The following is a 21,912-nucleotide window of genomic DNA, read 5'->3' as shown; positions in this document are numbered from 1 at the left end:
GAGGGATCGAATGGGTTGAAAACACCTATTCGATCCCCTTTATTCTTTTTGCAGCATGATAGAATTGAATTCATTTAAGCATGCTAATATTTGTTAAAAAATGAAAATTAGAGAAGTCACAAACTGTTATTTAAATTATCCGAAGGGACTACGATTAATTCAACTTCATTAGTGATTAATATTTCCTTCATTTTACTGTCCGGTTCTTGATCTGTAATAAGGACATTAATCTTTCCGAGATCACAAATCCGATGGAAAAGGCTTTTTCTGAATTTAGACGAATCCGCTAATACAATGACTTGATCAGCTCTTTTTATCATTTCTAATTTTACATAGGCCTCGTCAAAGCATTAAAGCAAGGTCAGGTGCCGGGCGATGCGCATTGGGGCAAGGATCAAGAAGAATATTATGGGGAGTTAACGATAGGTATAGGTGATCGCACGCTAAAAGGGAAAATTGAGACCAAAGCAGGCGCTTATGAATCTTATTATCTAGGTATATATCAGGCAATTGTTGATAACAAACCAGTACCCGTTTGTACAAACGATGCAATGAATACCATTAAGGTGATTGAGTTAGTTAAAAAAAGCAGTCAGGAAAAAAGTGTCGTTTTATTTGAATAAACGAGGTGCAGCAAGGAAAAATGAACAGATTTGCTGCTTTAAAAGAAAGCGCAGACATTTATGTTGACACGAAAGATATTCCAGCCTTATAATTCAGTTAATCGATTAAACGAGGAGGTGAAACGACTAATTGAAGAGGTCGACACTTAAAGAGGTAGCTAAACTAGCTGGTGTATCTACGGCTACTGTATCCAATGCACTAAATGAGACGAAATACGTTAGTGAAGAAGTCAAAGACAAGATTAATAGAGCGATTGAAGAGCTGAATTATCAGCCTAATATTGTAGCCAAAAGCCTGCGCGTTCAGGAATCTCGCATCATTGGCGTGCTAATTTCTGATGTAGCTAATCCATTTTTCTCTATTGTTGTAAGAGGCATAGAAGAAGAATTATCCAAAAGCAATTATAGTATTCTACTTTGTAACACGGATTCTTCTGTGGAGAAAGAGCGAAAGTATCTCGAAGTGATGATTGGCAAAAGGGTAGACGGTTTGGTTGTCTCATCTGCCGGTAACACAGGTGATTATTTCCGCTCATTGGATAAAACGGGTGTTCCAATTGTATTCCTGAACAGGTGCCCGGAATTCATGAATTCCGATGTGATTATGACGAATAATATTCAGGGGGCTTATTCTGCCACCGAACATCTGATTCGGCATGGTTACGGTAAAATCGCAATCATTACAGGGCCTTCTTCTATTAGTACGGGCAAAGATAGGTTAATCGGCTATAAGAGAGCGCTTGAGGATTACGGTGTTGCCTTATCGGACTCGCTTGTGAAAGAAGGTCTTTTCACCATCCAGAGCGGTTACGACAAGATGAAAGAACTGATGGAGCAGGATTCGAAGCCGGATGCCGTGTTTATTTCCAACAATTCGATGACACTAGGGGCGTACAAATACTTGAAGGAAGCGGGAATTAGAATTCCCGACCAGATCGCGGTTCTCGGATATGACGATCCCGATTGGGCGGATATTGTGGAACCGCCAATAACGACGGTCAGGCAGCCAGCCTATCAATTAGGTGTACACGCGGCAAACTTAATGCTGGCTCGAATAAATGAAAAGCAAGTGAAGCGTGAAATCATGTATATGGATACGACATTGATTATCCGACGCTCCTGTGGCTGCACAGGCGAATAAGACCCATAGGGTTTTCGACCAGAAGAGAGAAGCTCTTAAGAGCAGCTGTCGTAAACCCGATAAGTGGACTCATCACATCATTTTCAAGTTTTTATAGCGGTTATTTAATCGATTAACCGAAAAAGTGCTCATAATTAAGCATTTAAGTAAAATTTTACTGAATGTGATCGCATCCTATTTTAAAATAAAAATAAAAACAACTTGGAGGAACGAACATGAAAATAGCAGTTGGAGGAGACCATGCAGGCTTTCCATTAAAGGAGACTGTTGTAAACGCTTTAATAGCTTTGGGGCACGAGGTAACGGATCATGGGTCGTATGATAGCAATCCTGTCGATTTCCCTGATATTACCCGCACAGTATGCGCAGCAGTGCTCTCGGGTGAAGCGGAACGAGCAATCATGGTATGCGGAACAGGTGTAGGTGCATGCATTGCAGCGAATAAAATTCCGGGTATTCGCGCATCCGTTTGCCACGACATTTATTCCGCACATCAGTGTGTGGAACACGACGATGTTAATGTGATGTGTGTTGGCGCGCAAATTATCGGCCCTGTAATCGTAGTGGAACTGCTGGAAAGCTTTTTGAAAGCGGAATTCAGCACGGCAGAGGAGTTCAGACGGAGAGTTGAAAAATTGCATGAGATGGAGCGCCAGTTTGCGTCGCTGAATCCAGCGGTGTCCGAGTAAAGATGCTGAATTCACAGGAGGTTAATATGGCGCAACCAGCGAGAATTGTTGTTGTCGGAAGTCTGAATATGGATTTGGTCGTCGTTGCGCCTCGGATAGCTCTTGAAGGAAAGACAATCCTTGGCGGACAGTTTTCCACCATGCCTGGCGGTAAGGGCGCCAACCAGGCGGTGGCCGCCAGTCGACTTGGCGCCAAGGTGCACATGGTTGGCTGTGTCGGTGATGATGGGTTTGGTCAAGAGCTGCTAGCGCATTTAAACCATGAGAAAATAGATTCAGAATATGTAACAACGCTAGCTGGCATATCGAGCGGAGTGGCCATGATTACGGTTAATGAATCCGGAGAAAATAGCATCGTAGTCTCTTCGGGTGCCAATGCCCGGATGACACCTGATCATGTTCGACAAGCGGAATCGGTCATTAGCTCATCTGATCTGCTCTTGATTCAATTGGAAATTCCAATGGAGACCGTAGAAGAAGCCGTTACAATTGCGAATCGCCATCAGGTTCCGGTAATACTGAATCCTGCTCCTGCGAACCAACTATCGGAAGCTCTTCTGAAGCAAGTGGATATCCTGACTCCGAATGAAACGGAAGGCAAGCTTATCCTTACCGGTCGGGCGGACGGCGATGCCAGTGTTGAAGAAATCATTTCAACGCTTATCGATAAGGGTGTCAAACGTGTCGTCATGACCCTTGGTGGCGACGGGGCTGCTTACTCCGAAGCTGGAACCATTCAACATTTGAAAGCGCATAAAATGGAAGTCGTGGATACCACAGGGGCTGGCGATTCATTTAATGCAGGGCTTGGCGTTTATCTCGCCGAAGGCGGTTCACTTGAAGAAGCGGTACAATTTGCTCAAAAAGCAGCAGCACTGTCTGTTACAAAGTTGGGCGCTCAACCAGCAATGCCAAGCAGAATCGAAGTGGAACAATTTCACAATAAACGATCCAATGGAGGAGAAGTTTATGAATCATAAAACAATTATTCATTCTATCATGTCCATCATGTTGGTTTTGGGAGTAGCCGCTTGCAGTACGAAAGAATCGAATAATGGGGCATCGACTACGCCGACCACTGCTGCTGCACCTGCTTCAGGAGAGAAAGTAGATCTTCGCGTAGCATGGTGGGGAGGTCAAGCCCGTCATGACAAGATGAATAAACTGTTCGATCTGTTCGAACAAAAGCACCCGAACATCAAGGTTTCTCGTGAATTTACGACAGAGAATCAATATGCAGAGAAATTCACAACGCAAGCGGCGGGTGGCAATGCGCCTGATGTCATACAAACGAGCAGCTTCTTCCAATTCGATTTTGTGACTCGAAATATGATGCTTGATTTGACCCCGATTGTTTCATCAGGGGCCTTGAATACGAAGGATTTCGATCCAATCGATGTAGGCGGCGGTAAAGTTAACGACAAGCTGTATGCGATTAGCCTTGGACATAATATCACGGGTGTTCTCTATAATACAGCCATGTTCAAAAAAGCGGGATTAGAACAGCCCAAAAATAATTGGTCTTGGGACGACTATGTCGCAGCAGCGAAAACCGTGCAAAAATCATTAGGTAATGATGCATGGGCGACTGAGGACGAAGGTGGCGTGTATCGGGGGTTAGAGCTATTCGCCCAACAAAGAGGCAAATCAGTGTTCAAAGAAAAGGGCCTTGGCATCGAGAAGCAGGATCTGACGGATTGGTTCACCTTTTGGGATAAGATGCGTAAAGACGGCTTAACCCCGCCTCCAGCGATTCAAGCTGAACAAGGCGATAAAACGCAGGAACAGTCGATGCTCGCGCGTGGCAAGGTGGCTATGATCAGCAAAAGCTCCAATCAACTTAAAATCTATCAGGGCAGCGCCAAAGACGAGCTTGGCATCGTAAGTTATCCAATGGATCCGAAAGGCGATAAAAAGATTCCGCTGATCGTAGCATCGCTCGGAATTACGGCGAAAACCAAACATCCAAAGGAATCAGCTATGCTCATCGATTTCGTCGTCAATGATCCAGAAGCGGCTCAAATTTTTCTAGGTGAGCATGGTCCGCAAGCTTCAAAGAAAATGCAAGAAGTGATTAAGCCGTTACTTGGCGCTCCAGAAGGAAAAGAATACGCATTTGTAAATGAAATGCTGCCTTCCACGAAACCATATCCAACGATGCCTGGCGGCAGTACATCTGTGCAAAAGCTGCTGCTTTCCAATAATGAAGCGATTGCATTCGGCAAAAAAACCATTCCGCAGGCTGTAGACGAATTTTTTGCACAGGCGAATCAAATTTTGAACCGATAAGTCATTTATTAAGGGCAAGGGCTCAAGAAGCAAAGCTCGAGCCCTTGTTCACACAGAGGAGTTCATGTCATGTCGACATTATTGAACCGCAAACGATGGTTATGGATCATCCCATACCTCTTCCTAGCGCCCTGGCTGATTGGTCTGTTGTTGTTCAGTACCATTCCGATTCTCAGCTCATTGTACCTTTCCTTTACAAATTATAATTTTGTGAACAGTCCTAACTGGATTGGATTAAAAAACTATGTGACCATGTTCACCTCCGATCCTCAATACTTGCAAGCAATGAAGGTTACGTTTAGCTACGTACTCATTGCTGTTCCACTGGAGTTAGCCTTTGCTCTCTTTCTGGCGCTGATGTTAAACAAAGGGATTCGAGGGTTAGGCATTTACCGTGCCGTTTATTATGTGCCGTCGTTAATTGGCGGAAGCGTGGCCATCGCCATTTTATGGCAGCAGGTGTTTGGGGAGCATGGCATTGTTAATCAAGTGCTTGGAACTATCGGAATCGATATGCCGAGCTGGGTGGGGACTCCTGACTATGCCATCTGGTCGATTATTTTGTTAAAGGTTTGGCAGTTTGGTTCACCGATGGTCATTTTCCTAGCCGGACTCAAGCAAATCCCGCAGGATTATTACGAAGCATCATCTCTGGACGGTGCTGGCAGGTGGAAGCAATTTCTCCATGTCACCCTGCCGATTCTGTCACCGATTGTTTTGTTTAACGCGATCATGCAGATTATCAGTTCGTTTCAAGCTTTCACGCCCGCCTATATTATTAGCAACGGTACAGGCGGACCTGTGAATTCTACCCTATTTTATACGCTTTATTTGTACCAGAACGGTTTTGGCAACTTTCAGATGGGCTATGCTTCTGCTATGGCCTGGGTGCTGCTCGTTATCATTGCTTGCTTCACAGGGTTAATATTTTTGACATCAAAAAAATGGGTTCATTATGGGGATTAGGGGGTGAGGGGATGGCAATGAAGGTTCAGGTTCATAAATTACTGCTTCACGCACTTATTATCGCAGGTATCGTACTCATGATGTACCCCGTATTATGGATGATCGTCAGTTCGTTTAAACCAACAGAAACGATTTTGACGGATAACAGTCTTATACCGAAAAATTTGACGCTCATGAACTATTTTAAAGGGTGGAAAGGGACATCGGGAACAACGTTCAGCACGTTTTATTTGAATTCGCTGCTCATGGTCGGGTTAGCTGTAATTGGCAACATCGTATCTTGCTCGTTGACGGCTTACGCATTCGCAAGGTTGGAATTTAAAGGAAAAAAAATCATGTTTGCCTTAATGCTAATGACAATGATGATTCCAATGCATGTGCTTATTGTTCCGCAGTACATCGTTTTCAATAAATTGGAATGGGTCAACACCATTCTGCCGATCGTCGTGCCGAAATTTTTTGCTGTAGAAGGATTCTTTATTTACCTAACTGTTCAATTTATACGAACGTTACCGCGCGAGCTAGATAAAGCAGCTACTGTCGACGGATGTGGTCCAATCACCATCTATACGCGGATTATTCTGCCTTTGACGACTCCAGCCATTGTAACTACAACGATTTTCACATTTATTTGGACATGGAATGACTTCTTCAGCCAGCTACTTTACCTTAGTGGCGTGAAGAAATATACCGTAACGCTGGCGCTTCGCATGTTTACCGATGCTGGCGGTGAGGCAGCTCTCGGGTCACTGTTTGCCATGTCTGTTGTTTCCATTATTCCGGTATTTTTAATCTTCTTGTTCTTTCAGCGTTATATTGTCGAAGGGATAGCGACGTCTGGAATTAAATAGACAAATAGCAAAAAGTGTATATTGCCGTGATGATGGCAGGATACACTTTTTTTTCTGTTTATTATTTTTGACTTGATTGAGTGCGTTTTTCTAAAGGCGTTTGGCGTAATTCCCTCGCTTTTTTTAAATCGTTTAATAAAATAACTCGGACTTTCAAAACCGACTTTCTCGGAAATAAATTTAACCTCCAAATCTGGAAGTCGCTGAAGGAACTCTTTGGCTTTTTGGATACGGAAACGATTGATGTACTCGAAGGGCCTTGAGCCTAACGTTTGTTGAAATAAAAACACATGTATAATGCGGGGTTACCGCTATTTGGTTTGCTAAATCCTGAAGGGTGATGGGTTTTATTTATCATTCCCAAGAAAAGCATCGGCTTCATTGTATCCTTAAGTCAAAATATGTCCACCCTCAACGTGAAGAACCGTTCCGGTCACGAAACCGTTTTGGATCAAGTAAAGTACGCTTTGCGCGACATCTTCCGCTGTGCCCACTCGTTTCACAGGGAGTTTGTTCGCAACCGTTGCATAGAAATCATTACGCGCTTCTTCAGTCATTTTACTGCGTGAAGGCGTATCAATAATACCGGGTGAAATGATATTCACTCGAATGGGAGCAAGCTCCAGCGCCAAGGTTTGGCCTAGGACTGCCACTGCTGCATTGACTGCGCCGAGTGTAGCAGAACCAATCATGGCTTTGTAGGCAACGACGCCCGAGAATAAGGTGATTGAACCGTTCGATGAAATTTTCGGTGCTCCGTATTTAGCGGCATAGTATTGGCCCCAGAATTTGTTTTCGAACAACTTCCGGGCTTGGGCTGTATCCGTTTGGAGGAATGACCCGCCAGATGTTTCCGCTGCACTCACTACAAGATGATCGAACTGGCCGACGGTTTCAAAGAAAGATTGAACTTGTTGTTCTTGTGTCGTATCCAGCGTGTAAGCCGCAGCTCGAGATCCCAACTCCACTTTTGCTTTTTGCAATTTATCTTCGGAACGGCTGGCAATGATCACATCTGCTCCAAGCGCTATGACTTGTTTAGCTGTTTCCAAACCAATTCCAGAACTTCCACCGATTATCACTACTTTTTGATTTTGCAACATGGTTATTCCTCCTGATTTTGTGTGTATTAAAAATTCAATACCTCTTTTAGATGTACATCAAGTTCGGATACAAATTTATCAACGTTCGGATTTTTGACGACATCATAACAAGCGAAGCTCTTTAGAGGCTGCATTCCGAGAAATTCCTGTACGCGATGCAAGTGACTTACTGCTTCTTCTAAGTTATTCCCTTTAAAAAACTGAGTTGGATCGTTAAATGCTTGTTTAGGAGCATTCCAAGTAGTTGAAAACATATATTTTTTGCCGGTTAATAATCCGCCACTCCCGTATTGATCGGCACCTTTGAAAAATAATCCGTAAGCATAAACTTCGTCCATATATGTTTTAAATAACCCAGGAACACTGAACCAGTAGATGGGTGTTTGGTAAATGATAATATCAGCCCAGAGAAATTTTTGTTGTTCTGCTTCAATTGAATATCCGTTTTGAATAATGGTTGTTTGGATAGTGTTCTTTTCTTCTAGCAATCTCACCATGCTATCCATCAAAGTTTGATTCAGTTTCCCAGATGATGAACCATATTGCTGGTGACCATTAATAATCAGTATGTTTTTCATCTTCACTCTTCTCCTCCATAGGTTCTCAATTGCTTAACCAAGATATTTCAATTCTTTATAGGAATTAAACAATTGGTTCTTCGCTATTATAGATGCAGTTAATTCATTTAGGGAAGTAGTGATATTAATTTCATATAATTTCCGAAAAGTTACTTTTGTGATATGATGGGGTAAATCATAAGAATTTTTTTATGGAGGATATTAATATGAATGCTATTGAACCGATCGTACTGAGCAAAGGAACACCAGGCGTGCCTTGTCCCATTGCCAAAACACTTGACGTGATTGGGACTAAATGGACCTTTTTAATCATTCGGGACCTTCTTATCGAAGGTACACTGCGATTCAGCGACTTGTTGAAATCAATGGATGGCATTAGTCCAAAAACGCTCTCGCTCCGTCTTAAGGTACTAGAGGAACACGGGGTATTGGAAAGGAAAGTGTTTCCCGAAGTTCCCCCTCGTGTTGAATATACGTTAACGGAAAAAGGAAAGAGATTGGAACGTATCTTTGTTGAATTGAAGAGATTTGGATTAAATTTGTAAAAGAGACTGTTTCAAATGTAAATAAATTCACTTAGGCTTAGGTGCACAGAAAACAAAAAAATGAGAAGGCAGGGTTATGCCTTCTCACTTTTTTGTTTTCTTCGACTCCAAAGGAAAGTCACCCGAACTTTATTTAGCGGAACGTCGATCCGTTATTTCAGGAAATCTGCGCTTGAAATCAAACAAGAGGAACGTGAGTGTGTTATTTGATCAAAATGAATGATCCGGAGGCAAAAAACAGCGAAATAACGCATCGACGTTCCTCTTCCTCATGATTTCTGGGGGTTTTCGTCCAAATAGCACATCGACGTTCCCCCTCGGCAAATTCTGGTTTTCATAGCCTATTACAGTAAAGGGTAAAGAGGCATAACATCCCAAAATAGCTTTGGAACAGCCCCCTTTTTTAGGATTCCACCAATCTTATTTTTCCCTATTTAATATCATAATAGAAAATATTTAAGTCAGAATGAATTATTATTAGGGCACGGAAGTAGATGGTATCGAGCGATAACTAGATTTTATCCTGATTGTCTTTGTGACAGCAAGTATCATAGGGTAAATTGGTCAATGATTATCAGTCCGATATCTGGTATCGGGCAGACTGTAAAATGAACGAATCCCCACTGGCCTACTCGACCGGTGGGTTATTTTTATGTCTTCGCATATACTCTTTCACGGCCTCTACCACAACATCAACCATCTTCTTATTCTGTTTCGCTGCGAATATCTTTAGCTCAGTATGGAATTGATCATCGAAATCAAAAGTTGCTTTTTTCTTATTTACAGGTTTCTGTATACCTGTATTTACAGTTTCCTGTATTTCTAGACTCCGCCGTTTTCCTAATAACTGCTCAATCGCATCACGCTTGGACACGTTGCTCCAGCTCCTCGACAAAATTTCTATAATTCCTTAGTGCCGATGTATCCGAATTACTGTATTCCTGTATTCCTGTAATAGAAAACTCCTTGATTCTATTTCTTCGCTTTATTTCCGCTCGAAACACAACTTCCTCGTATTCTCTCCTTACCCTATCAATGATTGTTTTATCAATGATTGTTCTAGAATCGATCATTGTTGGCAATATGCCACATAAAACAAGGTCCAGCTTTTTAACCTCTTTGATGTGAATCATTGTTGCGATGTATCTGTCCAGCGCGTCATAACACATTGGTTCGCATTGTAGCATGACGATTGCATAATCGGAAGCCACTAAACCATTAATCGTGTGCTCTCCGAGATTTGGAGGTAAATCAATAAGTATGTAGTCGTATCTGGCCTTTACTTTATGTAGTGTATCTCTCAAAATGGTCGAACTCATTGAAGGATTTTGATGGATAAGCAGGGGCAGAGTTGCAAGCATTTCATCAGCCGGAATGAAGTGAAGGTTGTAGGTTAACTTGCGGATGTAGGGGGTGGGATTCATGTTTTTACACGCCTCAAAAATAGTCATTTTGGAGTAATCGTGTATATCTCGTTGAGTAAGAAACTGTGTCAAATTGCCTTGGCTATCGAAGTCCACACAGAGAACCTTGTACTTCTTAGAGAGAAGATACCCCGTAATGGCCGTGGTTGTCGTTTTGCCAACACCGCCTTTTTGATTACCGATTGAAATAATGGCTCCCATAACCCATTCCTCCTTATTTCTGTAAACCTTTATTCCTGTATATAGTTCTACAATAGATCTATTTAAAAGGGGGTCATGCACGGTCAAGTTGAGAGTGTATTCAGCAACCATAGCGCCAGGAATTTCTCTTTCAAATGAATTCTCTGTATATGTATCCATAAGGTCAAATTTCGCCAAAATATTTTTTCTAACGAATTCTGCAACAAATCGTCAAATTCGCTGTCATGCACAACAAATTCCAACGAATTCTGAAACAACAAAAACGGAGCCATGCGATTAGCGGGCTCCGTTTATGGAATATCACAAAGAAATGAACGAATCGATAGAAGGGAATTGTTTGAATTCTATATAGGACCTCAACAAAACTACGAAATACATAATCAAGGCTAAAATAAGTGATTACTCTTTCTTTAGATCGTAAATGCATGGGAAATTCCGCCTAACTGTTTAAGTATGTGAATTGCTAAGATTTTATTATAATGTGGAGGTACAAAAAGTGGAATGGGGAGGCATTCAGGTGGAGAGCTTTGTGGGCATTCACGTATTCAGAACCTTTTTTACAGCTTCTGCTACCCTCTCTTTATCAAAAGGCTTCACAATAAAATCTCTTGCACCAAGGGTAATGGCTTCAATAACAAAGGATTGTTGCCCCATTGCTGATACCATTATTATCTTTGAATCGCTGTTGTAACGTTTAATTTCCTTTAATGCAGTAATTCCATCCATCTCGGGCATTGTTATATCCAACGTAATCATGTCAGGTGAATGCTGTAAAAACAGAGAGATTGCCTCAAGTCCATTCGATGCTTCGGCTACAATTTCATGCCCTAATTCTAAGAGGATGTTCTTAATCATCAATCGCATAAAGATAGAATCATCTACAACCATTAGTCTGGCCATTTTAATTATCACCTTTCAGGGGGACTTTCTACCTAGCTATTTACTGTAATAGATGGCTACCATAATTCGTTACATAATGAAAACTCCTCTTATTAGAAGAATAAGGGGAGTTGTAGATATGTCCCTTCCTTCGGTAACTGGCAAGCATAGCGAAGTATTTCGCCTTAGCTCCTTTAGCTTTGCGTCACTAATTTTCATTAGCTTTGCTCTTATCGTATAGCAGAAGAATTACTATTCATTTATTAAATTATAGCACTCTTTTTACTAGGAATAAAGTACTAGTATTAAAGGTGTGCCTTAAGCAGCCCTTGATTGTGTTAACCGAGTTAGATTTATGTTGCCCGAGATTTTTTAACGTGTATTCGTCACTAATATCAAGCAAAATTTGTAAGACATTCGGTAAATTGGATCATTTAGATGTGATGTAGGTAAATAATGCCCGATTTCAGTGAGAAAGACGAACGATTCTCTTGATTAATTCTGAAATCCTATGTATTATTAAGTTAGATTTACAAGGGTTGATAATTGATCTTGAAGGTGATTCCATGCCACAACTAGATTCTAATGAATATAAGAAGAAGCTGTGTCACCTCTATAACGAAATCTCCAAAGAGTTGTTCGGGTTTGGCACAACACTGCTGAAGGTTTCCATTGATCAGAACATTATTACTTTTCATGCCAAGCATCGCCGTTCTCCGCGTTCAACCGCATTGGAAGGCGAGGCGCCAACGCTCAAACACGAAGTCGATTTTTATATGTCCTCTATATACAAGAAGAGAATCCGGGACAGGCTTGAGCAAGAACTTGGCTTATCCATGGATGCGGTATTAAGGGACTATGATCCGCCGACGCAATGGGCTATAACGAACATTATTCTTAAACAAACCGAATAGTTTTGTCGGGCGGTGTTCTCTTTTGATTTATCTTAAGAGGAAACCACATGTATACCAATAGATGTCACTTTACATTGTTTACAATGAAGAGTGCTCTTGATTAGAAGCTTCTTTCTATCAAGGGTACTTTTCTTTTTTTTGTATAGCTGGATTTACGGCGAAACGCGCATATATCTTAGGTCTTGAAGAATACTAGTAAAAATTTAACAGGGGATTCACGTATTAAAATCATACAAGATAAAACTTGGGAGGACGATGAATGATGAGACAAAAAATGGTACGCGGTTTAATTTCTTTATCTGTAGTAGGACTAGCCTTAACAGGTTGCGGCACAGCGAAGAACCAGGGCAATACAAGTGGAGCTACAACGGCACCCACAGCAGCTGCCACAGCGGCATCTAAAGGGGAACCTACAACTTTAATCATTTCCACCTGGGGTTTTGCGGATGATTTCTTTAAGAAAGAAGTGTACGCGCCATTTGAGAAAGAGCATAATGCTAAGATCGTTCTTGAAATAGGCAATAACGCAGAACGTTTGAACAAAGTGAAACAAGGCAGTTCGAGTGTGGATCTCATTTATTTATCCGACTATTACGCACAACAGGGCATTGAAGCGGGACTTTTCGATAAGATCGACCGCAGTCGTATTCCGAATTTGAAAAACATCTATGATTTGGCCAAGGCGCCTCTGGGCGAAGATTACGGTCCAGCCTACACAGTAGGTCGACTGGGTATTGCCTACAATCCGAAAGCAACCACCAAAGAGATCAAGTCATGGAGCGACCTCTGGAGTCCTGAGCTTTCCAAGAAGCTGACACTTCCTAACATCACATCAACAACAGGTCCAATGGTCTTGGATGCAGCATCTGTTGTCGCTGGTAACACGACGTTTAATGAGGATCAAGCTTTCGCAAAGGTTAAGGAAGTGAATAAAGGAGTCGTTAAATACTACGGCCAAACCTCCGAATTCGTTAACATGTTCTCGCAAGGTGAAATTGCAGCGGGGCCTATCATGGAAATGTATGTGAAGGATTTGAAAGCGGCTGTGCCAGAAACGAAGTTCGTCTCCCCGCAAGAAGGGGCTTACGCCGTTATGAACACGGTCAACGTGATTAAAGGAAGTAAAAATAAGCAGCTGGCTGAGGATTTCATCAACTGGCATTTGAGCAAGGAAGTACAGGAGAAATCAGCGAAAGCGAAAGTAGATTCACCTGTAAACACGACACTTCAGCTTTCGCCTGAAGAAGCTACGGGGATTACCTATGGCGCTGACGTCGTAAGTAAACTTCGTAAATTGGATATGAAATTCGTCAATCAGAATCTTAAAGCATGGATTGCCCGTTGGAACAAGGAAGTTGCTCAATAATTAAAATCAATCAAGGGTATATGCGGATATACCCTTGATTTCTTCAATAGGACTTAAAGGGGGCTTAGTCATGAAAAAGAAGGTCATCCTAGATGTAGACACAGGTGTGGATGATGCGCTAGGTATTCTGTTGGCTGTCCGCAGCGGAGAGATGGAAGTGCTCGGAATTACTACCGTGAATGGTAACGTTTCTCTGGACCAAGCGACCAAGAATACATGTAAGATCCTCCAACTGCTTGGGATGGAAGATAAGATTCCTGTCGTTAAAGGGGCAGACAAGCCTTTGATGCGAGCTTCTCACTTTGAGCATCATGTCCACGGCAATGACGGGCTTGGCGGCGCTTTAAGCGATATGCCGGTTCATATGCAGACGACTGCTGGACATGCTTCCGATTTTATCGTGGATCAAGTGCGGAGTCACGTCGGAGAAGTCACTTTAGTCATGACAGCTCCGTTAACGAATCTGGCTTTGGCGGTTATGAAGCATCCTGATTTGATTCATCAAGTCAAGGAAGTGATTGTGATGGGGGGCGTCGTTCAAGGCTTCGGCAATGTAACGCCCACGGCGGAGTACAATATGTATGTCGATCCGGAAGCCGCGAAAATCGTTTTCCAGGCGGGTTTTCCATCCTTAACCCTTGTAGGGTTGGATGTGACGCGTAAAGCGCTGCTGACCGATGAACATATCCGTGAGCTCGGAGATTCTCCCATAGCTAGCTATGTTCAGGAAAGCACCGCGAATTATATGAAGCGATATTATGAACGTAACGGAGTTCGGGCCTGTGCGCTTCATGATCCGCTTGCAGTCGGAGTGGCTCTGAATAAACAGTTGGTCAAGACACGCCATTATTACGTTGATGTCGAAACCCGCAGCGAGCTGTGTGACGGACAAACCGTATGCGATTTCCAGAACCGCTTATCCAAAGAGGCTAATGTTCATGTGTGTACGGAGGTATCGGCTGACGAATTCCTCCAGCTTTTTATAAACGTGCTGCGTGCCTAGCGAACCCAGGAACAGGAGTAAAGCTACATGAAAAAAAAGTTCTTATTCTTATTATTGCTACCGGGACTACTGTTCCTGATGATTTTCATGGTGGTACCGATCCTTCTCACGATAGGTTCAACCTTTTTCGATAAAGGGACATTTACGCTTGGAGGGTACTTAAATTTCTTTAAAGACCCTTATTTTCTCAAAATCGTATGGACGACGCTGCGTGTCAGCTTGGTAACTACCCTATTTTGCATCTTGCTTGGATTTCCGGTGGCTTACTTTATCTCCAAACAGAGTCCGAGACAAAAAGCGGTCTTACTGGCCTTAGCTATTTTCCCGCTGCTTACGAGCTCGGTTGTCAGGTCGTTCAGCTGGATGATTATTTTAGGTAAAAAAGGGCTGCTCAATAATGCCTTGATGGCCATTGGTATCATCCAAGAGCCACTCGATATTTTGTATACGCCAGCTGCGATGATGATTGGCCTGCTCCATTTATTTCTTCCGCTCATCATTATTACGTTGGTCGGTGTTCTTGAGAATATAGATCCGGATCTGATCAAAGCGGCGGAGAGCTTGGGAGCTAGCCGATTTACGGCTTTCGTCAAGGTCATCGTGCCGCTTAGTGTACCCGGATTAATTATAGGCAGTATCCTTGTTTTTGTCGGAAGCTTGACAGCTTATACGACACCGGCTTTGCTCGGAGGCAAGCAGCGGGTCATATCCACATTCCTCTATCAGAATGCGATTACTCTGAACGATTGGTATCTCGCCTCTGTCATTGCCGTGATTATGATCGTGATCACTTTCGTGGTTATTGCGCTTATGAACAAACTGGCTACTAAATTAAATCCGAAGGGGTAGAAGTATGCGGGAGAAGAATCGAGGACTGGCCTTATTTACACTACTTGTCTATATATTCTTGCTCGGGCCGCTCGTCATTATTGCATTTGCTTCATTTGAGCCAGGGAGTGTATTGAAATTCCCACCGACAGGATTCTCATTGAAATGGTATCGCAACATTTTGGAAGTCAAGATGTTCATGACGACCGCGGGTACCTCTGTTATCGTATCGATGATCGGTAATTTGTTTGCATTGCTGCTTGGTATCCCAGCGGCTTATGCGTTAAGCCGGTTTGAGTTTAAGGGCAAAGGGGCACTTAATGCAATTTTTATTTCCCCCGTGCTTATTCCAGGTATCGTGCTTGGATTTACGATGCTTAAGTACCTTATCGTCACCTATCACCTGCCGATCTATGCAGCTTTGCTGATTGGACATACCGTGATTATGCTTCCTTTTATTATCCGCGTCATTGCATCAAGTTTATCGAATTTTGATTTCGCTATTGAGGAAGCTGCGTTAAGTCTTGGCGCCGGTCAGCTTAAAACCTTTTTCAAAGTAGTCCTACCGAACATCAAATCCGGTATTATTGCAGCCATTCTTATTGCATTTTTAGAATCATTTAATAATGTCGACATTTCGGTCTTTATGACGGGTCCTGGAGTCAGTACACTGCCAATACAGATGCTGACATATGTGGAGAATCATTTTGACCCTACAATTGCCGCTATTTCTGTCTTACTCATGCTCTTCACTGCCGTACTTATGTTCATCATTGAACGGTTGATGGGTTTATCCTATTTCACCAAACGATAACGGAGGCTTTCATCCATGGCATTGCTATCACTGGAAAATATTTCGGTTGCCTATGACCAGCAATATATTCTGCAGGACTTCAACCTAAGTGTTGAAAAAGGAAGTCTGATTTCGCTGCTCGGTCCAAGTGGATGCGGGAAAACGACGACTTTGCGGCTAATCGCGGGATTTATAGAGGCAAGGGCGGGCAAATTTTCACTAAACGGAAAAGATTATACGCACGTTCCCGTCAACAAACGAAACTTCGGATTCGTGTTTCAGAGCTATGCTTTGTTTCCACACTTATCCATTTATGATAATGTAGCATTCGGTCTGCGCCTTCGGAAAGTGAGCGGGGCAGAGATCGATCGGCGGGTCAGGAACATCCTTGATATCGTAAGCTTGTCCGGCTTCGAAAAGCGCTTTCCGAAGGAGCTCTCAGGCGGCCAAAGACAGCGGGTCGCTATTGCTCGGGCGCTTGTGATCGAGCCGGAACTGCTGCTCTTCGACGAACCGCTAAGCAACTTGGACGCTAATCTGCGCATTAACATGCGGGTCGAGATCCGCCGCATCCAGCAGGAGCTTGGTATTACTACGGTCTACGTATCGCATGATCAGGAAGAGTGCTTCTCTATCTCCGATCAAGTTGCGATTATGAATAAAGGCATCATTGAACAGCTTGGCGCACCAGCGGCGATATTTAAATATCCAAAAACGGAGTTTGTGGCTCGGTTTATTGGCTTTACGAATTTTATTACTTTCGATTCAAGGTTTGCTGGAAACGAAGAGATTGCATTAAAGGTGAAAGACTATATGTTCGCCGTTACGAAGCATGCCAGCAAAGGAGAGCAGCTGGGTATGCAAGGGGCTATTCGTCCGGATGATGTAGTGATTGGAATGCCTGATGAAATAGAGGCAGGAGCGAATCGATTGACAGGTCGTGTCAAGGTCAGCACCTTCCTCGGAAGAAGCTATCAATACGTTGTCGAGACGGAGCTGGGAAATTTCACAGTGAATAAAGAAATGGAGCTTCCTTACCTGAATGGTCAGGAGGTCCGGCTTCTTTTTCCTAGCGAGAAATTAGTTCTAGTTGAGTAATGTACTTGGAGGCGAAGGCAGATGCGTGTAGATTTACTGATTGAAAATGTACGAATTTATAATAGTTATTTTAAAACATTCATCCAGGGTAATGCAGCGATATTGGATGGAAGGTTTCTATATATCGGGGAACGGGCTACCGATAGCTTCGAAGCGGCCGAGCACTTGGACGGTCAAGGACGCTATATGATTCCCGGCCTCATTGATATCCATCTGCACATCGAAAGCACGATGGTCACGCCGGAGACGTTCTCATACGGACTCATTCGCAACGGTGTTACAACCATCGTTCCAGAGCCGCATGAGATCGCCAATGTTTTCGGACTTGACGGGGTGAAGGAATTCATTAAAGCTAGCCAACATTGTGTGGCGGACATGTTCTACGCCATCCCGAGTTCAGTTCCTGCCACTTCGATGGAAACGACCGGAGGCGCGATTGAAATCGAAGATTTGGACGAACTGCTTCGTACGGAACGAATCATTTGTTTAGGCGAAATCATGAACTACGTAGACGTCATTACGGATCCTGACTGCAAAACGAACCACATCTTAAACCATATCCGCAGCCATTATCCTCATCTCATTATTGAAGGACATGTCCCGAAACTATTAGATCTAGATTTGCATCGAATGATCTATAGCGGGGTAGATTCTGATCATACACATCAATCGATCGAGGGCATGGAAGCTCGGATTGCTGCGGGCATGTTTATTGAAATTCAAGAAAAATCGATGACGCCTGAAGTAATGGCATATTTGATAGAGCATGAGGTATCCGAGCATTATTGCTTTGTTACCGATGATGTGATGGCGGACTCTTTCGAGCGTAGGGGACACTTGAATCACCTCGTTCGTAAAGCGATCGGGATGGGCATGAAGCCTGAGCAGGCGATTTATGCCAGTACGCTTTCTCCAGCCAAAAGAATGCGGATGTATGATCGCGGCGTAATAGCGCCTGGTAAAATTAGCGATTTTCAACTGATATCCAATCTGGAGCAGATGACAATCGACCAAGTATACAAACATGGGCGCAAGGTCTATGATGTTCGCGAGCCTTACAAGCCTACCGTCCATGCACCCGCTTTTCCAGCACACTACTATCAAAGCGTTCATATGTCGCCGTTAACAGAAGCGGATTTCTCAGTGAACACTGAGGTAGCTGATGGCCGGTATGCTTGCCGAGCCATGATGGTAAAGGATGGCTCCACGTTTACAGAGGAGCATCAGGTTGATGTTGAAGTTCGTCAAGGGAAGCTTAACTGGCAGGAAAGCGGCTATGGGCTCATTGCTACATTTGAACGCTACGGGATAAACGGTAATCGCGCTTATGGTTTAATCGGCGGTGATACGATCAAACGCGGAGCCATAGCAACGACTTATTCCCACGATAACCATAACATGCTTGTTGTCGGGCACAATCCCGTCGATATGATGATCGCGGCTAATGAAGTCATTAAGAATCAAGGGGGCTTTAGCGTTGTTGAGAACGGAAAAGTGATCGCTAATCTTGAGCTTCCTGTCGGCGGTATTTTAACAGAAGTTCCTTTGGAACAAGTCGCCAAGGAAGTTGAGCAGCTGCGCAAGGCCATGGAATCGTTGGGCTACCGTCATTATAATCCGATCATGTCCATCAGTACGCATTCTTTACCGGTTAGTCCTGCACTGAAAATAACGGATTTTGGTTTAATTGATGTGAATGAAGGGAAAGTTGTGCCTTTAATCATACACGGTTAATTGAAAAAGCTAAGTCATAGATGGTTATAACCACTGTGACTTAGCTTATTTTCGTTGATTTAGGAACCGCCTAATGATAGTTCAATTATATAATACTTAAGAACTACTTGTTGTGTTGTTATTTATAGTCCATTATAATCAGATTAGATAAATACAAAGCGCCACTCCAGTCAGTTACCGTAAAAGAAAACCACATCTCTCTGAAATTGATGTGGTTTTTTTGAATGGAGATAATAGGCAGCTATTCAACCTAAGGACTATTGCAGAAAGAAATTCATCATTGGAGGTTGATGTTGCCATGTCGCTTCGCCGGAAAATCATCATCTGCGTTGGGATGACCACGCTTTGCATGCTTTCACTTCTATACTTTATTTCAGAGAGAGCTCTTTTGCGCAATTATGAGCAGATGGAGCTTGAAAGTTTGCGTGAAAACGTGAAGCAAAACCTTCTCTCGTATTTTGATGAGTATACAAATCTCGGTGCCATTGCGATTAATTATGCGGGCTGGGACGATACATACAACTTTATGGTAAGACCGACGATTCCTGCTAATAACGATCCTTATCTCATGGTCAATTATACCGATTCTTTGTTTATGTCAAGTCGTCTTAATATAACTCTTCTGATGAACAACCGAAGGCAAGTTTACTTCGGAAAAGCTTACGATTATGGCAAAAACCAACCTCTCGCCTATCCGAGTGCATTCATCCATACCTTACAGACAGAGTATGCTTCTTTCATTGAGCAGTCGGACGCTTCTTCCCGGAAGATGGGGTTATTGCTTGTTGACAAGCAACCGCTGATCGCAACCTCATACCCAATTTTAACGAGCAACAACGAAGGACCCGTTCACGGAACCTTGGTTTTCGCGCGTTTCCTAGACTCGAATTATGTTCAGTATATTTCCGAAAAAACGGACTTGCCTTTAAGTATATCTACTGTGGATCCATCTTTTATAGCTCCTGTGCAAGCTACAACTGTAACCGTTTCCAGAAACAGAGCCATACCGTTTTGGACCGAGTCCGATAAAACAACGATCACAGGCTTCTCACTGTTAACAGACGTCAATAATAAACCGGCCGTTCTCCTGAAGTTCGTGAAGCCGAGAGCATTATATAAGGAAGCCCAGAGAAGTATCTTATTTTACTTGTTCTATTTCGGGCTTTCCGGGTTGGTCTTCTTTTTCATTATTAGTTGTGTCCTTCAGCGAACGATATTTGCTAGATTGAACCGCACAATCAATGGGATGAATGTGATCAAAACAAAACAAGATTTTTCGATTCGTATTCAGGAATCCGGCAAAGACGAGATTACCCAGCTCGAGAAGTCGTTTAACCACATGATGACGTCGCTCGAGCAATCGCAAGACGAAATTCAATATCAAGCGGATCATGATAATTTGACCGGACTCACCAACCGAAAAGCTTTTTTCGAATATCTGGAGAAAATCATTAAACATGGTCAGCTTCCATGCCGCTTTGCCGTAATCTTCATCGACTTGGATCGCTTTAAGTTGATCAACGATACAATGGGTCATCATACGGGAGACTTGTTGCTGATTGAGGTTGCCGGGAGATTACGGCTTTGTATAAAGGAGGGTGAATTCCTTTGCCGATTGGGGGGAGATGAGTTTTGCATCATTTCCCATAACGTTCACGACTACAACCAAATTGAACACATGGCAAAGGTTATCAAAGAGGCGATTAATGTGCCCTACGATATAGATGGCTATCGTGCCACGATTTCAGCCAGTATCGGAATAAGCCTGTATCCTGATCATGGAAAGGATTCGGAAAGCTTGCTTCATCATTCCGATATGGCTATGCTGGATGTTAAAGAATCCGGCAAAAATAATTACCGCTTGTATTCGGAATCGATTGAAGCGATTCGAACCAGAAGAATGCTGCTAGAGCAATACTTGAAATGTGCGATTGACAACGACGAGCTTACTCTTCATTACCAGCCGAAATTGGATTTGGCGCGGAATCAAATTGTCGGGGTGGAAGCGCTGCTCAGGTGGACGAACAGACAACTCGGACATGTATCTCCTTATGAATTTATTCCCATTGCTGAGTATTCCGGAATCATTAATGAGATAGGGGAATGGATCATGCGGTCGGCATGTCGGCAATTCATCGCATGGCGAAAGCAAGCGGTGAACATGCCTCTTATCGTTGCCATTAATATTTCAGGTGTCCAACTGCTGCAGCCAAACTTTGTTGAGCGAATTCGCGGTGTGTTCGCAGAAGAAGAGGTCGACCCTTGCCATTTCGAGCTGGAAGTGACGGAAAGTTTTGCGATCGAAAACTTTGAAGAAGTGATCAACATATTGCTCGAATTGCGTAATCTGGGTTTTTTGATTTCCATTGACGACTTTGGAGCAGGCTACTCTTCAATGAAATATGTATGTCAACTCCCCATACAATGTATGAAGATTGATAAAACGTTGATCGATCAACTGGCAGATAACATTCGAAGTCAAGTAGTCGTATCGTCGTTAATCGAAATGGCTCACCGGCTTCAGCTAACCGTAGTGGCGGAGGGAGTTGAGCTGCCGGAGCAGCTTCGTATTCTCCAAACCTACCGGTGCGATCAGATTCAAGGGTTTCTCATCAGCAAACCGGTGCCGGCCAGCAGAATCATTGAGATGTTGAATTCTTCTGATTTGATTCAGGTACCCGAAACAAAATGACAGATGTAAAATACAATTTGGATGAATTGAATAAGCTGAGTCAGGGAAGCTGCGCGGAACCTGGCTTGGCTTTTTTGCGTTAATGGGTAACCATCGATTGCATAGGAGCTGAGGCCCAACCTACAAGTCTTTCTAGGAGTTTAGTAGAAGTTTTAAATGATCTAAATGACATGTAGAATATGTTAATAATATATT

22 protein-coding genes, 1 pseudogene and 1 riboswitch are annotated in these 21,912 nt (G+C 43.1%); of the genes and pseudogenes, 16 read left to right on the top strand and 7 right to left on the bottom strand.

Annotated elements, in window-relative coordinates:
• Nucleotides 1–116: 116 nt before the first annotated feature.
• Nucleotides 117–332 (bottom strand): annotated as a pseudogene (locus ASG85_RS39965) (DeoR/GlpR transcriptional regulator); the annotation flags it as partial.
• Between ASG85_RS39965 and ASG85_RS21315 the strand changes: the two are divergent.
• The 7 genes from ASG85_RS21315 (at nt 333) to ASG85_RS21285 (ending at nt 6,559) form a co-directional block, all read left to right on the top strand.
• Nucleotides 333–623, top strand: a complete 291-nt coding sequence (locus ASG85_RS21315; protein ID WP_414858769.1) for a Gfo/Idh/MocA family oxidoreductase — start codon at nt 333–335, stop codon at nt 621–623.
• A 130-nt stretch (nt 624–753) separates the two neighbouring features.
• On the top strand, nt 754–1,764 hold the full coding sequence (locus ASG85_RS21310; RefSeq protein WP_060647694.1) for a LacI family DNA-binding transcriptional regulator: 1,011 nt from the start codon (nt 754–756) through the stop codon (nt 1,762–1,764).
• Nucleotides 1,765–1,979: 215 nt separating this feature from the next.
• Nucleotides 1,980–2,453 carry an RpiB/LacA/LacB family sugar-phosphate isomerase gene (locus ASG85_RS21305; protein WP_060647693.1) on the top strand — a complete coding sequence of 158 codons (474 nt, stop codon included), beginning with the start codon at nt 1,980–1,982 and terminating at the stop codon, nt 2,451–2,453.
• A gap of 26 nt (nt 2,454–2,479) precedes the next feature.
• Nucleotides 2,480–3,433, top strand: coding sequence for a ribokinase (rbsK, locus tag ASG85_RS21300; RefSeq protein ID WP_060647692.1), 954 nt, complete (start codon nt 2,480–2,482; stop codon nt 3,431–3,433).
• The gene (locus ASG85_RS21295) at nt 3,423–4,742 is read left to right on the top strand and encodes an ABC transporter substrate-binding protein (RefSeq protein WP_060647691.1); all 1,320 of its coding nucleotides are present in this window, start codon (nt 3,423–3,425) and stop codon (nt 4,740–4,742) included. Before rbsK ends, ASG85_RS21295 begins: the two co-directional genes overlap by 11 nt.
• A gap of 69 nt (nt 4,743–4,811) precedes the next feature.
• Nucleotides 4,812–5,708, top strand: a complete 897-nt coding sequence (locus ASG85_RS21290) for a carbohydrate ABC transporter permease (RefSeq protein WP_060647690.1) — start codon at nt 4,812–4,814, stop codon at nt 5,706–5,708.
• Nucleotides 5,709–5,719: 11 nt separating this feature from the next.
• Entirely contained in the window at nt 5,720–6,559 is an 840-nt protein-coding gene (locus ASG85_RS21285) for a carbohydrate ABC transporter permease (protein ID WP_060647689.1), read from the top strand.
• Here the strand turns inward: ASG85_RS21285 and ASG85_RS39960 are convergent.
• The 3 genes from ASG85_RS39960 to ASG85_RS21275 form a co-directional block, all read right to left on the bottom strand.
• Nucleotides 6,520–6,849 (bottom strand): helix-turn-helix domain-containing protein, encoded by a 330-nt coding sequence (locus tag ASG85_RS39960; RefSeq protein WP_162257282.1) that lies wholly within the window; start codon nt 6,847–6,849, stop codon nt 6,520–6,522. The genes ASG85_RS21285 and ASG85_RS39960 overlap by 40 nt on opposite strands.
• Before the next feature lie 99 nt (nt 6,850–6,948).
• The gene (locus ASG85_RS21280) at nt 6,949–7,662 is read right to left on the bottom strand and encodes an SDR family oxidoreductase (protein WP_060647688.1); all 714 of its coding nucleotides are present in this window, start codon (nt 7,660–7,662) and stop codon (nt 6,949–6,951) included.
• Between the two features lie 26 nt (nt 7,663–7,688).
• Complete coding sequence (locus ASG85_RS21275; RefSeq protein WP_060647687.1) at nt 7,689–8,240, bottom strand: NAD(P)H-dependent oxidoreductase; 552 nt, start codon at nt 8,238–8,240, stop codon at nt 7,689–7,691.
• Nucleotides 8,241–8,446: 206 nt separating this feature from the next.
• On the opposite strand from ASG85_RS21275, the gene ASG85_RS21270 reads away from it, so the two are divergent.
• Nucleotides 8,447–8,785, top strand: a complete 339-nt coding sequence (locus ASG85_RS21270; RefSeq protein WP_057305472.1) for a winged helix-turn-helix transcriptional regulator — start codon at nt 8,447–8,449, stop codon at nt 8,783–8,785.
• A 628-nt stretch (nt 8,786–9,413) separates the two neighbouring features.
• Here the strand turns inward: ASG85_RS21270 and ASG85_RS21265 are convergent.
• From ASG85_RS21265 to ASG85_RS21250, 3 genes are all read right to left on the bottom strand, one after another.
• Entirely contained in the window at nt 9,414–9,659 is a 246-nt protein-coding gene (locus tag ASG85_RS21265; RefSeq protein ID WP_060647686.1) for a hypothetical protein, read from the bottom strand.
• On the bottom strand, nt 9,646–10,569 hold the full coding sequence (locus ASG85_RS21260) for a ParA family protein (protein ID WP_200961695.1): 924 nt from the start codon (nt 10,567–10,569) through the stop codon (nt 9,646–9,648). Before ASG85_RS21260 ends, ASG85_RS21265 begins: the two co-directional genes overlap by 14 nt.
• A gap of 378 nt (nt 10,570–10,947) precedes the next feature.
• Nucleotides 10,948–11,310 carry a response regulator gene (locus ASG85_RS21250; RefSeq protein ID WP_060647684.1) on the bottom strand — a complete coding sequence of 121 codons (363 nt, stop codon included), beginning with the start codon at nt 11,308–11,310 and terminating at the stop codon, nt 10,948–10,950.
• A gap of 129 nt (nt 11,311–11,439) precedes the next feature.
• A riboswitch (cyclic di-GMP riboswitch) is annotated at nt 11,440–11,528 on the bottom strand.
• Nucleotides 11,529–11,855: 327 nt separating this feature from the next.
• Between ASG85_RS21250 and ASG85_RS21245 the strand changes: the two genes are divergently transcribed.
• The 8 genes from ASG85_RS21245 to ASG85_RS21210 all read left to right on the top strand — a co-directional run bounded on the left by ASG85_RS21245 (nt 11,856) and on the right by ASG85_RS21210 (nt 21,717).
• Nucleotides 11,856–12,203, top strand: coding sequence for a hypothetical protein (locus ASG85_RS21245; RefSeq protein WP_057306268.1), 348 nt, complete (start codon nt 11,856–11,858; stop codon nt 12,201–12,203).
• Nucleotides 12,204–12,462: 259 nt separating this feature from the next.
• Nucleotides 12,463–13,569: an ABC transporter substrate-binding protein gene (locus tag ASG85_RS21240; protein WP_060647683.1), complete on the top strand. Its 1,107-nt coding sequence runs from the start codon at nt 12,463–12,465 to the stop codon at nt 13,567–13,569.
• A gap of 70 nt (nt 13,570–13,639) precedes the next feature.
• Complete coding sequence (locus ASG85_RS21235) at nt 13,640–14,572, top strand: nucleoside hydrolase (RefSeq protein WP_060647682.1); 933 nt, start codon at nt 13,640–13,642, stop codon at nt 14,570–14,572.
• 27 nt (nt 14,573–14,599) lie between these two features.
• Entirely contained in the window at nt 14,600–15,421 is an 822-nt protein-coding gene (locus tag ASG85_RS21230) for an ABC transporter permease (RefSeq protein ID WP_057305466.1), read from the top strand.
• A gap of 4 nt (nt 15,422–15,425) precedes the next feature.
• Nucleotides 15,426–16,214 carry an ABC transporter permease gene (locus tag ASG85_RS21225; protein WP_057305465.1) on the top strand — a complete coding sequence of 263 codons (789 nt, stop codon included), beginning with the start codon at nt 15,426–15,428 and terminating at the stop codon, nt 16,212–16,214.
• A 15-nt stretch (nt 16,215–16,229) separates the two neighbouring features.
• The gene (locus tag ASG85_RS21220) at nt 16,230–17,291 is read left to right on the top strand and encodes an ABC transporter ATP-binding protein (protein ID WP_057305464.1); all 1,062 of its coding nucleotides are present in this window, start codon (nt 16,230–16,232) and stop codon (nt 17,289–17,291) included.
• Between the two features lie 21 nt (nt 17,292–17,312).
• A complete protein-coding gene (locus tag ASG85_RS21215; protein ID WP_057305463.1) occupies nt 17,313–19,025 on the top strand; it encodes an adenine deaminase C-terminal domain-containing protein in 1,713 nt (570 codons plus the stop codon).
• 298 nt (nt 19,026–19,323) lie between these two features.
• A complete protein-coding gene (locus ASG85_RS21210) occupies nt 19,324–21,717 on the top strand; it encodes an EAL domain-containing protein (protein ID WP_060647681.1) in 2,394 nt (797 codons plus the stop codon).
• Nucleotides 21,718–21,912 lie beyond the last annotated feature (195 nt).

The organism is Paenibacillus sp. Soil724D2, from assembly GCF_001427935.1.
Classification (GTDB): Bacteria; Bacillota; Bacilli; order Paenibacillales; family NBRC-103111; genus Paenibacillus_E.
The sequence above is the reverse complement of the archived record's forward strand: the minus strand, read 5'-3'. Positions and strand labels throughout refer to the sequence as shown.

Coding starts and splice junctions, on each gene's coding strand:
- ASG85_RS21305 (WP_060647693.1), top strand. CDS start 1,980: ATGAAAATAGCAGTTGGAGGAGACCATGCAGGCTTTCCATTAAAGGAG.
- rbsK (WP_060647692.1), top strand. CDS start 2,480: ATGGCGCAACCAGCGAGAATTGTTGTTGTCGGAAGTCTGAATATGGAT.
- ASG85_RS21295 (WP_060647691.1), top strand. CDS start 3,423: ATGAATCATAAAACAATTATTCATTCTATCATGTCCATCATGTTGGTT.
- ASG85_RS21290 (WP_060647690.1), top strand. CDS start 4,812: ATGTCGACATTATTGAACCGCAAACGATGGTTATGGATCATCCCATAC.
- ASG85_RS21285 (WP_060647689.1), top strand. CDS start 5,720: ATGGCAATGAAGGTTCAGGTTCATAAATTACTGCTTCACGCACTTATT.
- ASG85_RS21280 (WP_060647688.1), bottom strand. CDS start 7,662: ATGTTGCAAAATCAAAAAGTAGTGATAATCGGTGGAAGTTCTGGAATT.
- ASG85_RS21275 (WP_060647687.1), bottom strand. CDS start 8,240: ATGAAAAACATACTGATTATTAATGGTCACCAGCAATATGGTTCATCA.
- ASG85_RS21270 (WP_057305472.1), top strand. CDS start 8,447: ATGAATGCTATTGAACCGATCGTACTGAGCAAAGGAACACCAGGCGTG.
- ASG85_RS21260 (WP_200961695.1), bottom strand. CDS start 10,569: ATGGATACATATACAGAGAATTCATTTGAAAGAGAAATTCCTGGCGCT.
- ASG85_RS21250 (WP_060647684.1), bottom strand. CDS start 11,310: ATGGCCAGACTAATGGTTGTAGATGATTCTATCTTTATGCGATTGATG.
- ASG85_RS21245 (WP_057306268.1), top strand. CDS start 11,856: ATGCCACAACTAGATTCTAATGAATATAAGAAGAAGCTGTGTCACCTC.
- ASG85_RS21240 (WP_060647683.1), top strand. CDS start 12,463: ATGATGAGACAAAAAATGGTACGCGGTTTAATTTCTTTATCTGTAGTA.
- ASG85_RS21235 (WP_060647682.1), top strand. CDS start 13,640: ATGAAAAAGAAGGTCATCCTAGATGTAGACACAGGTGTGGATGATGCG.
- ASG85_RS21230 (WP_057305466.1), top strand. CDS start 14,600: ATGAAAAAAAAGTTCTTATTCTTATTATTGCTACCGGGACTACTGTTC.
- ASG85_RS21225 (WP_057305465.1), top strand. CDS start 15,426: ATGCGGGAGAAGAATCGAGGACTGGCCTTATTTACACTACTTGTCTAT.
- ASG85_RS21220 (WP_057305464.1), top strand. CDS start 16,230: ATGGCATTGCTATCACTGGAAAATATTTCGGTTGCCTATGACCAGCAA.
- ASG85_RS21215 (WP_057305463.1), top strand. CDS start 17,313: ATGCGTGTAGATTTACTGATTGAAAATGTACGAATTTATAATAGTTAT.
- ASG85_RS21210 (WP_060647681.1), top strand. CDS start 19,324: ATGTCGCTTCGCCGGAAAATCATCATCTGCGTTGGGATGACCACGCTT.